Origin of the sequence: Desulfovibrio piger (genome assembly GCF_012843875.1) — a bacterium.
Lineage (GTDB): Bacteria > Desulfobacterota > Desulfovibrionia > Desulfovibrionales > Desulfovibrionaceae > Desulfovibrio.
This window is the reverse complement of record NZ_JABAFY010000054.1, coordinates 1-14,507: the sequence shown is the minus strand read 5'-3', so window position 1 is coordinate 14,507 and position 14,507 is coordinate 1. Positions and strand designations below refer to the sequence as shown.

Here is a 14,507-nt window from a genome sequence, read left to right as displayed (position 1 = left end):
GTTTTTTGGGCAAAAACTGCCCCTCCCCCCTCTCAAACTCTCCCCCACCCCGAAAAAACCTTCTTTGGGTCTGACCCGATGGTCTCCGTCGCTGCCTCGCAGGCGCTGTCATCGTGTTGCAGCCCTTTGTGCCGTCACGCAGGCCGAAAGCGGCCGGCAGGCATTTTCCCCGTATCACCGGGAGACCGGCAGCCGTGTGCTCCCCGTCGCTTCTTCTCTATCCTGCCGGTGACCAGAGTAAACGTTTTTGGCAGGAGGAGGGGAGCGCGAGGGGAGGAGGGAGACCTTTTTTCAAAAAGGGCCCCTCCTTCCCTCGCCCATCCCAAATCACAGACCGGCGTCGATGAGGGCCAGCAGCTCGGCGGTCTTTTCTTCCAGCAGGGCCCTGTCCGCACGGCTCTCCACGTTGAGGCGCAGCAGGGGCTCGGTGTTGGACATGCGCAGGTTGAAGCGCCAGTTGCCGAACTCCAGGTTGACGCCGTCGATGGCGTCTTCATAGGTGGCGGCGGGGGCGTAGTGGTCGCGGATCTTGCGCATCAGGGCCGGGGCGTCGGCCACGCGGCGGTTGATCTCGCCGCTGCAGGGCCAGGCGTCCATGCGTTCGCGCACCAGCTCGGCCAGGGGCTTGCCGTGGCGCTGCATGGCCGCGATGACCAGCATCCAGGGCAGCATGCCGGAATCACAGTAGGCAAAGTCGCGGAAGTAGTGGTGGGCGCTCATCTCGCCGCCATAGACGGCATCTTCGGCGCGCATGCGTTCCTTCATGAAGGCATGGCCCGTCTTGCCCATGACGGGGATGCCGCCGCCCGCCTGGATGAGTTCGCGGGTGTTCCAGTAGACGCGGGTATCGTAGATGATCCTGGCACCGGGGAAGCGGGGCAGCAGCTCGGAAGCCAGCAGGCCCACCAGATAGTAGCCTTCGATGAAGTTGCCTTCGTTATCGTAGAAGAAGCAGCGGTCAAAGTCGCCGTCCCAGGCGATGCCCAGGTCGGCCTTGTGTTCGCGCACGGCCCGGGCCGTGGCGGCGCGCTTTTCGGGCAGCAGGGGATTGGGCACCCCGTTGGGGAAGGTGCCGTCGGGCTCCATCTGGCAGAAGATGAACTCGTGCGGCAGGTGCGGGGCCAGCTCCCTGAGCAGCAGACCGGCACAGCCGTTGCCCGCGTCGGCCACGATCCTGAGGGGCTTTTGCGCGGCGGCGCCGGTGTAGTCCAGGATGCGGCGGACGTACTCCTGCCGGAAGCTGACCGGCGTCACCGGGGTTTTGTCCGCAGGCAGGTTCACGCCCGCGGCCAGCTGGGCCGCCACGCGGTCGCGCAGGTCGTGCAGGCCGGAATCGCCGCTCACGGGCCGGGCGCCGCGCAGCACCAGCTTGAAGCCGTTCTCGTCGGCCGGGTTGTGACTGCCGGTGATCATGATGCCGGCGTCGAAGTCCTGCCGGGCGGCGGCATCGTAGATCTCTTCGGTGCCGCACATGCCCAGGCTGAAGACCCGGGCCCCGGCCTGATGCAGGCCCGCGGCCAGCGCGGCGTGCAGCACCGGGCCGCTCAGACGGGCATCATAGCCGAGGACGACGCGCCGGGCGGCAAAATGTTCGGCTACGGCGCGGCCCAGGGCAAAGGCCAGCTCGGGGGACAGGGGATCGGGCACCTTGCCGCGGATGTCATAGGCCTTGAAGCAGGGAAGATCGGTCATGGGGGCTCCTTGAGGGGGCCGGTACGGCCCGTGACGGGGGCCTTCCGGTAAGAAGGGTAAAATTGTCCGGCGCAGGCAAACGGCGTTTGGGAGCCGCTGCGGCTGCCGGGGATGTCCTAGCCCTGGACGCACCAGGGATCGCACAGGGGACGGCAGCGGCAGAAGCGGGCGAAGGCGGCGGCGCTGATGCGCAGCGCCTCTTCCACGGGGGCCGCTCCGTCAAAACCGTAGATGATGGTCAGACAGACGCGCGTCCGTTCATCCACCAGAGCGCGGGTGGAATCGCTGACAGGGCTGCCGAAGGGGCCCAGCGCATCGGCCAGCAGGGGCAGGTTCTCCAGATTGAGGCCGCCCTTGCCGATACCTTCGTAGGTCTCGCCCGGCAGGCCGCGGCGGAGGGTGATGTCGCCCCGGAGATTGGCAAGCGTGTAGCTGCCCAGGGAAAAGCCCGTCTCCAGCGAGGCGATGTTGTTGGCGTCCACCACGCTGTTGATGGCGTACAGTCCCTTGCCCTGCTTGAGGCGGCGGTACAGGGCCTCGGAAGAGATGCGGTAGCGGCCGGGGTCCTTGCCGCAGGCCTTGCAGCCCGCACGCGAGGGCCCCAGGTTGGGCCACTGGGCCAGGGGCTCGCCTTCCATGCGGGCCACGAGACGGGGGGCCAGCTCGTTGTCCAGATAGTCCTGACAGTCGGGGCGGCTGGGTTCGACCTCCACTTCATGGACGAGACAGCCCAGGCAGAGGCCGGGCACACGGGCGAGGATGTCGGCATCGGGACGGATGACGGGACGGGTAAAAGGAGAATCGCTCACGGGATGATCCTTGGCAGAGTCTGTACGGCGTCACCGGCCGGCACGGTGGACGCGGAAGCGCGGGGACGTGCCGGCGCGCCGGTCCCTGCGGCAGGGCAGGGACAAAAACTGATTTTAGCACGGGGCGACAGCGGCCTCAAGCCGGAGGGGCGGGGCCGGAGCGGAAGGATCGGGCTTCCCGGAGGCGGGAGCCGGAAAGGGGCGGTCCGGCAGGCGCGTTTTCGGGAAAATATGGTGCAACCGCAGGAGAGGGCCCGGCCCTGTGCGAAAGGCAAGGGCAGGAAAGCGGGGCGTTGACGGATCTTGTGCGCGTTTTCCGCTTTTGGCGGGCCTGTCCTGTCTGCGTTCCCTTCTCCGTGCGGGCTGGTGTGGAGAGGCGGACAAAAAAAGGAGCATCCGGCGGGGATGCTCCTGTTGAAGGTGACGCACGGCGCCGGAGTTGTGCGGACGGCGCTGTGTGGACATGAAGGAAAAAAGAAGACGGCAGGCCTGAGCCTGCCGTCCTGGTATCAGTCTTCCACGGGGTTGACGGAATCCGCGAAGGGATGGGGACCGGAGAAGTCCACATCGGCGGGGATCTGGCACACGTGGCTGTTGAGGTGGCTGCCGTCCCAGTGGTGCAGCATATAGCCGGGCATCTCCATACGGAAGGTGTCGCCGCCCTCGGGGCTGAGGTCGAGGTCGATCTGCATGGAGATGGAAGGCACGGTCAGGGCCAGGCCCTGCGCCCAGGCAGTGAAGATGGGGCGGTGCATGTGGCCGCAGCACAGGCGGGCCCAGGGCGCGCGGGACAGCACGTCACGCAGCAGGTCGGCGCCTTCGAAGGGTTCGTCCATGGCTCCCATGCCCGTGATGAAGGGCGGATGATGCATGAAGACCAGGGCCGGGCGGCTGCTGTCTTCCTGCAGGCAGGCGTCCAGCCAGCGGGCCATGGCTTCGGGACAGTGGCCGCTGTGGGAACCGGGCTCCATGCTGTCCAGCATGACCAGGCGCACTTCGCCCATATCCACGCAATGGCAGACGCGCGGCGGCACGGGGCTTTCTTCGGGTACCCAGCCCTTGAGGATGGCACGCATGCGGTCACGGCGGTCATGGTTGCCGGGCACGGCGTAGATGGGCACGGGCAGGTCGCCGAGTGCCTCGTAGAGCATGTGGTAGGCATGCTCGTCACCGCTGTCGGCCAGGTCGCCGGTGATGACGATGGCGTCGGGCATGCGGTTCAGGGCGTGCAGATAGGCCGCCGCCGTGCGCAGGCAGGCGGGCGTGTCCACCTTGCGGAAGGAGAGCTTGCCGTCGCCGCGCAGGTGCAGGTCCGATATTTGCAGGATTTCCATGATGACAACCCGTATACGCCTAGATATGCTCGGCGTCGTCACCGTGCTTGCGCTGGGCGGCGCTGCTCTTGCGCTGGATGGCAAAGGCCGAGAGGGCGCTGGTCACGGCCGCGAGCAGGGTGAAGAGGCAGACATACAGGGGATCGCCTTCGTTCCAGTTGATGAGGAAGGTGCACAGGCCGGGCACGATGCCGGCCACCAGGAAGCCGGGGAACTGGTAGACGATGGAGATGCCGGTGTAGCGCACGTCCGGCGGGAACAGGTCGGAGAACAGGGCGGCTTCGGGGCCGAAGACACCGGCGTAGAACACGCTGATGGGGATGATGATGGCCAGGGCGATGAGGAAGAGGCTGCCGCCGCTGCCTTCCATGAGCCAGAACGACGGGAAGATGGACAGACCGCAGAGCAGGCTGGACACACCGTAGACCATGCCGCGGCCGTAGCGGTCGGCCAGGCGGCCGGCGATGAGGATGAAGGGGCACATGAGCAGGGCCGCGATCATGACGATGGTCAGGGCCTGGGTGCGCTCGATGCTGATGTACTGCACCAGGTAGCTGATGACGAACACGGCCAGCACGTTGAAGAACACGCCGTCGATCCAGCGGGCGCCCACGCCCAGGGCGATGTTGCCGGGATGGTTGCGGCAGACCTTGACGATGGGCAGGGTCTTGTCGGCGGTCTTGCCGGAATCCTTGGCCTTCTGGAAGTCGGGGGTCTCAAGGATGTGCAGGCGGATGTACAGGGCCACACCCACCAGCACCACGCTGATGAGGAAGGCGATGCGCCAGCCCCATTCCAGGAACTGCTGGTCGGTCAGGCTGGCGGAGAGCAGGGCCACCACGCCGGAGGACAGGCACAGGCCCGTGGCCAGGCCCATCTGGGGGATACTGGCATAGAAGGCGCGCTCACGCTTGCTGGCGTATTCGTAGGTCATGAGCACGGAGCCTCCCCATTCGCCGCCCAGGCCCAGGCCCTGCATGAGGCGGAAAGTCTGGAGGATGATGGGAGCGGCGATGCCGATCTGGGCATAGGTGGGCACCAGACCGATGCCGATGGTGGCCACGCCCATGATGAGCATGGTCAGCACCAGCATGCTCTTGCGGCCGATCTTGTCACCGAAGTGGCCGAAGACGAAAGCGCCGAACGGGCGGGCCAGGTAGCCGATGGCAAAGGTGCTGTAGGCCAGCAGGGTCCCGATGAAGGGGTCGTCGGTGGGGAAGTAGAGCTTGTTGAAAACGATGCCCGCCACGACGCCGTAAAGGAAGAAATCGTACCATTCGATGGTGGCGCCCAGCAGGCTGGCCAGGGCCACGGTACGGATCTGTTTCTGGGAGGGAGGATTCATGCCTGCTCCTGAAAATTTGGTTGAAGTTTATTTAATTTTTAATCATCGGGGCCGCTCCGGGGCCGCCCGGCAAAAGACGCTGGGAGAAGGCTGCCATAGCAGGAAAAATAAGACAAGAGGGGCAAGGCCCGGACAGAATATTTTCATGGAAATGTAACATTATTTTACATGAAAAAGGCTAAAATCGACCGTTTTGGCAGGCAGTCTTGATTAATTTTTAATTAAAAATTAAATTTAACAGCAACGGTTTTTATCTATTGCGCAGGGAGGTGCCCATGCAACGCAGCCAGCGCGTCACTCTGGCAGACATCGCCGCCCGCAGCGGCGTCTCCACAGCCACCGCGTCCATGATCCTTTCGGAGCGGCCGGACGTCTCCTTCTCGCGCGAGACGGTCCTCAAGGTGCGCGAGGCGGCCGAGGCCCTCGGCTACCGGGGCATCCGGCGGCACCGGCCCTCGCACCTCATGGCCGAGAAGAGCGTGGCCATCCTCTGCCCCAATGTGGTCAACCCCTACTATGCGACCCTGGTGCAGTCCGTGCAGGATGCCGCCGCCCGGCACGACTACGACACCATGGTCTTCCCCACCTACCGTGATGCCGCTGTGGAGGCCCGCCTGCTGCGCACCCTGTCGGCCGCTTCCATCGGGGGCATCGTCTTCTGTGCCATGCCGCTGTGCCCGGCACAGGCCGAACTGGCCAACCGGGAGACGCCCGTGGTGGTCATCGGCGACAGGGACGCCAGCCTCAATCTGGATACGGTGGAACTCAACAACTATAACGCGGGCGTGCTGGTGGCCCGCTACCTCATCGGGCTGGGGCACCGTTCCGTCGCCTGCATCGCCACGCCCCTGAACAAGGACAATTCGGCACGGCTGCGGCGTCTGGAAGGCCTGCGCGACGTGTTCCGCGAGGCCTGTCCCGAAGGCCGCTTCCTTGTCCGCACCTGTACCATCACGCCCGAACAGGAGCGCGGCGACCTGAACATCGAACACCGCACCGGCTACACTCTGGCCCGGCGCTGCATGGCCGAGCGGGACATCACGGCCTTCGTGGCCGTCAACGACATGGTGGCCTACGGCGTGCTGGACGCCATCCTGGAGAGCGGCGCGCGGGTGCCGGAAGATTACAGCCTGTGCGGCTTCGACAACATCTATCCTTCGCACTTCTCGCGGGTGGGCCTGACCACGGTGGAGCACCACATCGCGGAAAAGGGCCGCAGCGCGCTGGAGATGCTCCACAACCGCATCACCAGCGGCCCCGGGTGCAGCATCACCCGCGTGGAGGTGATGCCGGAGCTGGTCGTGCGCAGCAGTACCGGGCCCGCGCCCGTACAGCGGCAGGCGGGCGGGCCGCTGGGCAGGCCGCAGGACGAAGACGAGGGGCGGTAAAAAAAATTTGACGCGCCATCTTGCCAGCCGGAACGCCGACGGCTATGCTGCCTCCTGTCTTTCGGGACAGAAATTCGCCTCATGAAGGATACGCCATGAAAAAGATCGCAACGCTCCTCCTGGCCGCCGGCCTGCTCTTTTCCGCCGCGGGCATGGCCCAGGCCATCGACTTCAAGATCCGCGGCCAGTGGATCATGGCCTTTGATTACGGCGAGCATGGCGCCTTCACCGGCGGCAACGGCATGACCGGTTACAAGAAGGGCAACGAGGACAACTTCGAGGCCCGCCAGCGCCTGCGCCTGCAACTGGATGCCGTGGCCTCGGAAAACCTTTCCGGTTCCGTCATCTTTGAAATGGGCGACCAGATCTGGGGCCAGAGCGCCACCGGCGGTGCCCTGGGCGCCGACGGCACGGTGGTGGAAGTCAAGAACGCCTGGCTGGACTGGATGGTGCCGGATACCGACATCAAGGTCCGCATGGGCCTGCAGGGATTTTTCCTGCCCAGCATGACCACCGGCAGCCAGGTGTGGGGCGATGACGCCGCCGGCATCACGGCCAGCTGGCAGATCAACGAGAACGTGGCCCTCACCGCTTTGTGGGCGCGCCTGTACAACGACAATTTCCAGGGCTACGGCGACGACGGCCTCCGCAAGAACTACATGGACAATGTGGATGTGGCGGCCCTGCTGCTGCCCCTGACCTTCGACGGTTTCCGCCTGACGCCCTGGGCCATGTACGCGGGCATCGGTCCCAACAGCCTTGATGCCGACCACGCCAACGACTGGAAGAGCGTGGGCGTTTCGGGCATCCAGTATCTGGCGGGCATGCTGCCTGCCGGTGGCGCGTCCCACAACAGCCGCATGGACCTGTACGGCAATGCCTTCTGGGCGGGCCTGACCGGTGAGCTGACCCTGCCGGATCCCTGGCGCATCGCCTGGGACCTGAACTACGGTTCCGTGAGCTATGACGACACTTCCGCCAACCGCGCCGGCTGGCTGGCCTCGCTGCTGGTGGAATACGATCTGGGCTGGACCAAGCCCGGCATCTACGGCTGGTATGCTTCCGGCGATGACGACGACCGCGGCAACGGCTCCGAGCGCATGCCCTATCTCAGCGTGGCCAACGTGCACAACGCCTGGTCGCACTATGCCTTCAACGGCAACGAGTACATCTCCCGCGAAGGCGCGGTGGGCAACGGCATGACGGGCACCTGGGGCGTGGGCCTGCAGCTGCGCGACGTCAACGTCATCGAAGACCTGTACCAGACCTTCCGCGTCAACCTCATCGGCGGTACTAACGACCCCGGCATGGCCAAGTGGCTGTCCTCGCAGGGGCTGGCGGCCAATTCCGGCGCCCTGTCCGGGACGGTGGGCATGGACGGCCTCTACCTGACCCGCCAGGACTATGCCCTGGAATGGGGCCTGACCAGCACCACGAAGGTGACCGAGAATTTCACCGTGGCCCTGGATGTGGCCTATGTGGCCCTGTGGCTGGATCATGACAGCAGCGTGTGGGGCAACAGCCGCATGAACGGCCGCAACGACGAAGTGCGCGACGCCTGGAACTTCAGCCTTTCCTACATGTACAGCTTCTAGCGGGCTGCCCGCAGCCTGACGGGAGTACAACGCAAAACGCAAAAGCGGCGGACGGGAAAATTCCTGTCCGCCGCTTTTATTTTTGACAACCATCGAACCCTCTGCCGGGAGACCGGCAGGCAGGGACACGCCCGCGTGAGAGGCTGCCCGTCATCCTCCATAATGAAACGCGTTGGGGGAGGGATGGGGGCGAGGGGGAAGGGGACCCCTTTGCGCGTCAGTCAAAGGGGTCCCCTTCCCCCGCATCATCCATCAGAGCTTCCTGTAGGGGGCCTGACCGGTCTCGTAATAATTGTCACCGGTGCTGTCGATGACCACGATGGCCGGGAAGTCTTCCACTTCCAGCGCGGCCACGGCTTCGGGGCCCAGGTCGGGGTAGGCCAGCACCGTGTATTTCTTGATGCGCTGCGAGATGAGCGCCCCGGCACCGCCCACGGCCGCCAGATAGGGCACGCCGTGCCGCTTCATGGCTTCCACCACTTCGGGCTTGCGGTAGCCCTTGCCGATCATGCCGCGCAGGCCCCGGGCCAGCAGGGTGGGCGTGTAGGCGTCCATGCGCCCGGCCGTGGTGGGCCCGGCCGCGCCGATGGCCCGGCCCGGTCTGGCCGGACTGGGGCCCACATAATAGATGACCGCCCCGTCCAGATCCACTGGCAGCTCTTCGCCCCGGTCAAGGGCCTCCACCAGGCGCTTGTGGGCGGCATCGCGGGCGGCGATGATGGTGCCCGTGATGAGCACCCGGTCACCGGCGCGCAGGGAACGGGCCGTGGCTTCGTCGAAGGGGGCGCGGATACGTTTCACATCGGACATGGCAGCCTCCTACAGACGCACTTCGGCGTGACGCGCCGCATGGCAGTTGATGTTGACCGCCACCGGCAGGGAGGCGATGTGGGTGGGGGCCCATTCCACATGCACCTTGAGGGCCGTGGTCTCGCCGCCCAGGCCCTGGGGGCCGATACCCGTGCGGTTGATGAGCTCCAGCAGCTCGTCCTCGAAGGCGGCGTAGCGGGGATCGGGGTTGCGGCTTTCCAGATCGCGGGCCGCGGCGCGCTTGGCGCACAGGGCGGCCACTTCCATGGTGCCGCCCAGGCCCACGCCCACCACCATGGGCGGGCAGGAGTTGGGCCCGGCCGCCAGCACGGCGTCCAGCACTACCTTGCGCACACCTTCGATGCCGTCGGCGGGCACCAGCATCTTGACCACGCTCTTGTTCTCGGAACCGGCGCCCTTGGGGGCCAGACGCAGGGTCAGTCCGTCGCCGGGCACGATGCGGGTGTGGATGACGGCCGGGGTGTTGTCGCCCGTGTTCTTGCGCTCGAACAGGGGCTCGGCCACACAGGACTTGCGCAGATAGCCGTCCACATAGCCGCGGCGCACGCCTTCGTGGATGGCGGCTTCAAAATCGCCGCCCGTGATGTGCACGTCCTGCCCCACCTCGGCAAAGACCACGGCCAGACCGGTGTCCTGGCAGATGGGGATGTCGTCCCGCGCGGCGATGTCCGCATTTTCCAGCAATTGTTCCAGGATGTTGCGCCCCACGGGCGAAGGCTCTTTGTCCAGCCGCTGCCGGAACGCGTCCCGGACATCGGCGGGCAGATGACAGCAGGCCTGCACGGCCAGCTTTGCCACAGCGGCACTGATGGTCGCGGCGTCGATCTCTCGCATGGTGTGCCTCGTCAGAATGGAATTTGCCTGACGGCCGCCCGCAGGGGCAGAATGGTCAGGAGATGAACAGGGCCCCGGGCGCCCCCTCTGTACTGGGGGAGCTCCTTCCGGAGCCGTGAGGTGGCGTTATCATCCAAGGGGATGGACTGTCACGTCTCTCGTGTCAAAAAAACAGACCGGCACAGGGTGTGCCGGTCTGCGGGATCGCATTGGCGAAGGGGCCATGAGGGGAGGGCGTGGCCTGCCCCCGGCCGTGGCATCGTTAGTCGCCGGCAGGCACGAAGGCGCCGCTGTTCACCAGATCGGCCACCTGGGCCACGTCCTTGTCGCCGCGGCCGGACAGGTTCACCAGGATGATGGCGTCCTTGTCCATGGTGGGGGCCAGCTTCATGGCATGGGCCAGCGCGTGGGAGGATTCCAGCGCGGGCAGGATGCCCTCGTTGCGCGACAGGGCATAGAAGGCCTGCAGGGCCTCTTCATCGGTGATGCTCACGTATTCGGCACGACCGGCATCCTTGAGTTCGGCCAGTTCGGGGCCCACGGAAGGATAGTCCAGACCGGCGGAGATGGAGTAGACCTCGCCGGCCTCGCCCTTTTCGTCCTTGATCATGTAGGAATTGAAGCCGTGCAGCACGCCGGGCTCGCCGTAGCAGAGCGAGGCCGCATGCTGGCCGTAGCCGTTGCCGCGGCCGCCGGGCTCCACGCCGATGAGGCGCACGCCCTCGTCATGCACGAAGCCGGAGAACAGGCCCACGGCATTGGAGCCGCCGCCCACGCAGGCCATGGCCACATCGGGCAGGCGACCGGCAAATTCCAGCATCTGGGCGCGGGCCTCGCTGCCGATGACGGACTGGAAGTGGCGCACCATGAGCGGGTAGGGGTGCGGGCCCACGGCGGAACCCAGCACATAGAAGGTCTCGGGTTCGTTGACCCACATTTCCAGGGCCTCGTCCACGGCTTCCTTGAGGGTGCGCTGGCCGCTCATGGCCGTATGCACGCGGGCGCCCAGCATCTCCATGCGGGTCACGTTGAGGTGCTGGCGGACGACGTCCACCTCGCCCATGCAGATGACGCATTCCAGGCCCATGAGGGCGGCGCTGGCTGCGGTGCCCACGCCATGCTGGCCCGCGCCGGTCTCGGCGATGACGCGGGTCTTGCCCATGCGTTTGGCCAGCAGGCACTGGCCGATGGTATTGTTGACCTTGTGGGCGCCCAGATGGTTGAGGTCTTCGCGCTTGAGCCAGATCTGCGCGCCGCCCAGCTTCTTGCTGAGGTTGCGGCAGTGGAAGACCGGGCTGGGACGACCGGCAAAATGCAGCAGCAGGCGCTGCATCTCGCGCGTGAATTCGGGGTCGGCCAGAGCCTCCTTGAAGGCCTGGTCCAGTTCGTCCAGGCGGGCTTTGATGGCGTCAGGCACATACTGGCCGCCATACGCGCCGAAGAAGCCCTTGCTGTCAGGCTGGCAGAAGGCTTTGATATCCTTGCTCATGGTCGCTCCTTTACGCACGCAGCGGCGTGCGGATTATTCAGTATTGGAAGCTATCCACACTATGCTGTCCGCGGGCGGGCGTCAAGAAAGCACAGTATCGGGCCCGCCCCGGCCGGGCGCAGGCTCCGGCAGGGGCGCTTGAGACACGGGGCATTTTCGTGTAGGTTCAGCCTTCCATTTTACAGGAGGCGCACATGCTGGATGAAAAATATACCGGGAACGGCAAAGTGGTGCTGCTGGCCGGGGGCGGCAAGATCTACACGGACATCGCGGCGCGTTTCGTGCGCAGTGAGCGCAGCCTGGAAGAGATAGTGGCCTCGCCCTATTCCCGGCAGATCGTGCGCAATATCCTGGAAAGCGGGCATCGTGCCGCGCTGGAATTCGACTTTTTCCTTTTCGGCGTGGAAGGCTATTCCCGCGTGACCGAGACCCAGCTGGTGCGCAAGCGCCTGGCTTCCTACCTCATCAAGTCCGGTCGTGCGGAGTTGGGCGGCAAACGGCGTTTTTCCGTGGTCTATCCCGCCAGCGTGCGTGACTTCGGTGCCGAGGTGACCCTGCCTGACGGGCACACGACCCGTCTGACAGGCCGGGACCTGGCCGACCTGACCCGCCAGTGGTACGACGCCGGGCTGGAAGCCGGACTGCCGGAAGAAGACCTGCGCTACCTCAAGCCCCAGGCCACGGAGTTCAAGGCCATCATCGGCATGAACGCCCATGCCCTGCTGGACTGGTTCTCCATCCGCTGCTGCCGCAACGCCCAGCACGAGATCCGCCATCTGGCCTGGCAGATGCTTTCCCTGTGCCGCAAGGCCGCACCGGACCTGTTCCAGGGGGCCGGGCCCAGCTGTGTGCATCTGGGCTACTGCCCTGAGAATCGCCTGCAGAACCCCAAATGCCGCGGCCGTATCCTGACCCAGGAAGAAGCCCTGGCCATCCTGCGCGAGCACCGGGGCGGCCAGATCGCCCGTGCCGAAGAATTCGAAGCGGAATAACCGCCGGACACATCTATAAAAAAAGGCCGCCCTCCCTTGGGAGTGGCGGCCTTTGCTTTTTGTTACGGAAGCAGGTCCTCACGTTTTGTGGCGATGCTGCATCCCTTGCAGCAGGCCTGCTGTTTGCCATCCCCGCAGCCGCAGGAGCACTGTCCTTTGCGGGCGGAGATGAAAATTTTCCTGGCCATGAAGATCACGGCCACAGCCACGATGACGATAACGGCGATGCTTTGACCATCCATGCTGGTGTCCTCGTTTCGGTCGATTTTCGGCAAGTATGCTCTAAATGAAAATGAAAATCAACTTTAATTAGCGCGGGCCCACAAAAAAGGGCGGAAAGATCCGCCCGCTGTCATGCCGGCCGGAAAAGGTCATTGCTGCATTTTTTTCTGGCAGTCCGCGCAGATACCGGAAAGGATGTGCACATGCCGCAGCAGCAGGAAACCGTGCTTCTTGGTCAGCTCCTGTTGCAGCTTTTCGATGCGGGGATCGTAGATCTCCACGATCTTGCCGCAGGACTGGCAGACGATATGGTCGTGATGACTGTCGGGAGCGGCCACTTCGTAGCGGGTGATGCCGTCGCTGAAGTGGATCTCTGTCGCCATACCGGCATCACACAGGAGTTTGAGCGTCCGGTAGACGGTGGTCTGGCCGATGCGCGGGTCCAGTTTCTGGACATGCTGATAGAACTCCTCCAGCGAGTGGTGGCCGGGGAGCTCAAAAAAGGCATCGGCGATGATCCGCCTCTGGGTCGTGGTGTTCAGGCCTTTGCGGCTCATGAACTCCAGGAATGCCAGCAATTCTGATCGGTCTTTGTTTTCTTCTTTCATAATTAGCCTTCCCCCGGGATTGTCATAGCATGGCAGACATTGCCTGCCAAGTCTGAAAGCTCTGTCCCGCATCATGCGGGCAGGGTCGCGGCATCGGGGCGGGCCTGCCTGCCCCATAATATGAGGAATAATGGTGATGATGCAAGTATATGTCTGTATTTATTTATGAAAGATGGTGATTTTGTTCCATCTCTTGACAGTTTGCAAAACTATGATACTTGGCCCCTATATCGCTGAGGAGGGGGCGCGCCTATGCCTATTTCGCAAAAGTCCCTGCACGTCATGCTGCACCTTTTCCTGGTCTATATCTCGTGGGGATCCACCTATATCGGCTACAAATTCAGCCTTGGGGTGGCCGGGCCCTTTCTGGTAGGGGGCAGCCGCATGGTCATCGGCGGCATCCTCCTGGCATTGTTCCTGATGCTCACGGGGCGCTGGATACGGCCGGAGCGCAAGGACTGGATCCATGCCACCTGGATGGGCGTGTTCATGGTCCTGCTGGCAAGCGGCTTCCTGGCCAAGGGGCAGGAGAGCGTGGCTTCCTCCACGGCGGCGGTCATCACCGGCTCGACGCCCATCACCATGCTGGTGGCTGGCTGGCTGTTCGCCAATGAGCCCCGGCCGCGGCTGCTGCAATGGACGGGCCTGGCCACAGGGACCTGCGGCCTCGTGCTGCTGGCCTACAGTCAGCAAAATGTGGGCGGCGTACAGCAAAGCAGCATCTCCGGCATGATCTGGGTCTTCACGGCCACGCTCGGCTGGGTGGCCGGAACCCTGTTGACCCGCCGTTTTCCTTTCAAGACGCGGCTTTCCAGTTTGCAATCTTGCGCGCTGCTCATCTTTATGGGCGGCCTGGAATGTCTTGTGGTCGCCTTTCTGGATGGCGAGCATCATGCGATCCGCTATGAAAATATCCACTGGCCTGTGGTCGTGGCCTTTGCCTGGATGTGCACCGGTGGCTCGGTCATCGCCTATGCCTGCTATTTTTGGCTGCTGGAGAATGTACCCATCGCCACGGCCATTTCCTATGAATATGTGGTGCCTGTCATCGGCATCTTTTTGGGCTGGCTGCTGGGGGGCGAGATGCTGACCTGGAAGATGCTCCTGGCCTGCGCCATGACGGTAGGCTCGGTCTTCTTTATCATGTGGCATCGCGAAACGCATTGATCGGCTTTGCGGCAATACAGGCCCCTTCTTCGGAAGGGGCTTTTTTTATGGCAAGCGCTGAAAAGGCAACACTTTGAAAAAACTACGTATTTGTCATCTGTTTTCCATATTGTATAAAAAATAAGGCTCTTGACTAGCTGAGAGGATTTTCTCTGAGCAGTTTTAGCACCAGAAGGTAAATGTCCTCTTGTCTATGATTAA

Annotated in this window: 14 protein-coding genes; 5 read left to right on the top strand and 9 right to left on the bottom strand. The window is 64.0% G+C overall.

Annotated elements, in window-relative coordinates:
* Positions 1 to 327 precede the first annotated feature (327 nt).
* The 4 genes from HF854_RS10780 to HF854_RS10765 all read right to left on the bottom strand — a co-directional run bounded on the left by HF854_RS10780 (position 328) and on the right by HF854_RS10765 (position 5,180).
* Complete coding sequence (locus tag HF854_RS10780) at positions 328 to 1,692, bottom strand: phosphohexomutase domain-containing protein (protein ID WP_168936287.1); 1,365 nt, start codon at positions 1,690 to 1,692, stop codon at positions 328 to 330.
* A gap of 116 nt (positions 1,693 to 1,808) precedes the next feature.
* Positions 1,809 to 2,501: a B3/B4 domain-containing protein gene (locus HF854_RS10775; RefSeq protein ID WP_303931614.1), complete on the bottom strand. Its 693-nt coding sequence runs from the start codon at positions 2,499 to 2,501 to the stop codon at positions 1,809 to 1,811.
* A gap of 509 nt (positions 2,502 to 3,010) precedes the next feature.
* Complete coding sequence (locus HF854_RS10770; protein WP_168936286.1) at positions 3,011 to 3,835, bottom strand: metallophosphoesterase; 825 nt, start codon at positions 3,833 to 3,835, stop codon at positions 3,011 to 3,013.
* Positions 3,836 to 3,854: 19 nt separating this feature from the next.
* Positions 3,855 to 5,180 carry an MFS transporter gene (locus tag HF854_RS10765; protein ID WP_168936285.1) on the bottom strand — a complete coding sequence of 442 codons (1,326 nt, stop codon included), beginning with the start codon at positions 5,178 to 5,180 and terminating at the stop codon, positions 3,855 to 3,857.
* On the opposite strand from HF854_RS10765, the gene HF854_RS10760 reads away from it, so the two are divergent.
* The 3 genes from HF854_RS10760 (at position 5,179) to HF854_RS10750 (ending at position 8,163) form a co-directional block, all read left to right on the top strand.
* Positions 5,179 to 5,337 carry a hypothetical protein gene (locus HF854_RS10760; RefSeq protein ID WP_168936284.1) on the top strand — a complete coding sequence of 53 codons (159 nt, stop codon included), beginning with the start codon at positions 5,179 to 5,181 and terminating at the stop codon, positions 5,335 to 5,337. The genes HF854_RS10765 and HF854_RS10760 overlap by 2 nt on opposite strands.
* A 118-nt stretch (positions 5,338 to 5,455) precedes the next feature.
* The gene (locus HF854_RS10755; protein ID WP_168936283.1) at positions 5,456 to 6,568 is read left to right on the top strand and encodes a LacI family DNA-binding transcriptional regulator; all 1,113 of its coding nucleotides are present in this window, start codon (positions 5,456 to 5,458) and stop codon (positions 6,566 to 6,568) included.
* 95 nt (positions 6,569 to 6,663) lie between these two features.
* Positions 6,664 to 8,163, top strand: coding sequence for an outer membrane homotrimeric porin (locus HF854_RS10750; RefSeq protein ID WP_168936282.1), 1,500 nt, complete (start codon positions 6,664 to 6,666; stop codon positions 8,161 to 8,163).
* A 252-nt stretch (positions 8,164 to 8,415) separates the two neighbouring features.
* On the opposite strand, the gene HF854_RS10745 is transcribed toward HF854_RS10750, so the two are convergent.
* The 3 genes from HF854_RS10745 to trpB all read right to left on the bottom strand — a co-directional run bounded on the left by HF854_RS10745 (position 8,416) and on the right by trpB (position 11,317).
* On the bottom strand, positions 8,416 to 8,973 hold the full coding sequence (locus HF854_RS10745; protein WP_168936281.1) for a Fe-S-containing hydro-lyase: 558 nt from the start codon (positions 8,971 to 8,973) through the stop codon (positions 8,416 to 8,418).
* Between the two features lie 9 nt (positions 8,974 to 8,982).
* Positions 8,983 to 9,828, bottom strand: coding sequence for a fumarate hydratase (locus tag HF854_RS10740; RefSeq protein ID WP_006009337.1), 846 nt, complete (start codon positions 9,826 to 9,828; stop codon positions 8,983 to 8,985).
* Between the two features lie 262 nt (positions 9,829 to 10,090).
* The gene (trpB, locus tag HF854_RS10735; protein WP_168936280.1) at positions 10,091 to 11,317 is read right to left on the bottom strand and encodes a tryptophan synthase subunit beta; all 1,227 of its coding nucleotides are present in this window, start codon (positions 11,315 to 11,317) and stop codon (positions 10,091 to 10,093) included.
* Positions 11,318 to 11,511: 194 nt separating this feature from the next.
* On the opposite strand from trpB, the gene thyX reads away from it, so the two are divergent.
* Positions 11,512 to 12,309 carry an FAD-dependent thymidylate synthase gene (gene thyX / locus HF854_RS10730; protein ID WP_168936279.1) on the top strand — a complete coding sequence of 266 codons (798 nt, stop codon included), beginning with the start codon at positions 11,512 to 11,514 and terminating at the stop codon, positions 12,307 to 12,309.
* A 62-nt stretch (positions 12,310 to 12,371) separates the two neighbouring features.
* Here thyX and HF854_RS10725 read toward each other — a convergent pair whose 3' ends face one another.
* Entirely contained in the window at positions 12,372 to 12,551 is a 180-nt protein-coding gene (locus tag HF854_RS10725; RefSeq protein ID WP_168936278.1) for a hypothetical protein, read from the bottom strand.
* A gap of 129 nt (positions 12,552 to 12,680) precedes the next feature.
* Positions 12,681 to 13,088: a Fur family transcriptional regulator gene (locus HF854_RS10720; RefSeq protein WP_240937727.1), complete on the bottom strand. Its 408-nt coding sequence runs from the start codon at positions 13,086 to 13,088 to the stop codon at positions 12,681 to 12,683.
* Between the two features lie 303 nt (positions 13,089 to 13,391).
* On the opposite strand from HF854_RS10720, the gene HF854_RS10715 reads away from it, so the two are divergent.
* Positions 13,392 to 14,306, top strand: coding sequence for a DMT family transporter (locus tag HF854_RS10715; RefSeq protein WP_168936276.1), 915 nt, complete (start codon positions 13,392 to 13,394; stop codon positions 14,304 to 14,306).
* Positions 14,307 to 14,507 lie beyond the last annotated feature (201 nt).

Coding starts and splice junctions, on each gene's coding strand:
- HF854_RS10720 (WP_240937727.1), bottom strand. CDS start 13,088: ATGAGCCGCAAAGGCCTGAACACCACGACCCAGAGGCGGATCATCGCC.
- HF854_RS10765 (WP_168936285.1), bottom strand. CDS start 5,180: ATGAATCCTCCCTCCCAGAAACAGATCCGTACCGTGGCCCTGGCCAGC.
- HF854_RS10755 (WP_168936283.1), top strand. CDS start 5,456: ATGCAACGCAGCCAGCGCGTCACTCTGGCAGACATCGCCGCCCGCAGC.
- HF854_RS10750 (WP_168936282.1), top strand. CDS start 6,664: ATGAAAAAGATCGCAACGCTCCTCCTGGCCGCCGGCCTGCTCTTTTCC.
- thyX (WP_168936279.1), top strand. CDS start 11,512: ATGCTGGATGAAAAATATACCGGGAACGGCAAAGTGGTGCTGCTGGCC.
- HF854_RS10745 (WP_168936281.1), bottom strand. CDS start 8,973: ATGTCCGATGTGAAACGTATCCGCGCCCCCTTCGACGAAGCCACGGCC.
- HF854_RS10715 (WP_168936276.1), top strand. CDS start 13,392: ATGCCTATTTCGCAAAAGTCCCTGCACGTCATGCTGCACCTTTTCCTG.
- HF854_RS10740 (WP_006009337.1), bottom strand. CDS start 9,828: ATGCGAGAGATCGACGCCGCGACCATCAGTGCCGCTGTGGCAAAGCTG.
- trpB (WP_168936280.1), bottom strand. CDS start 11,317: ATGAGCAAGGATATCAAAGCCTTCTGCCAGCCTGACAGCAAGGGCTTC.
- HF854_RS10725 (WP_168936278.1), bottom strand. CDS start 12,551: ATGGATGGTCAAAGCATCGCCGTTATCGTCATCGTGGCTGTGGCCGTG.
- HF854_RS10770 (WP_168936286.1), bottom strand. CDS start 3,835: ATGGAAATCCTGCAAATATCGGACCTGCACCTGCGCGGCGACGGCAAG.
- HF854_RS10780 (WP_168936287.1), bottom strand. CDS start 1,692: ATGACCGATCTTCCCTGCTTCAAGGCCTATGACATCCGCGGCAAGGTG.
- HF854_RS10760 (WP_168936284.1), top strand. CDS start 5,179: ATGCCTGCTCCTGAAAATTTGGTTGAAGTTTATTTAATTTTTAATCAT.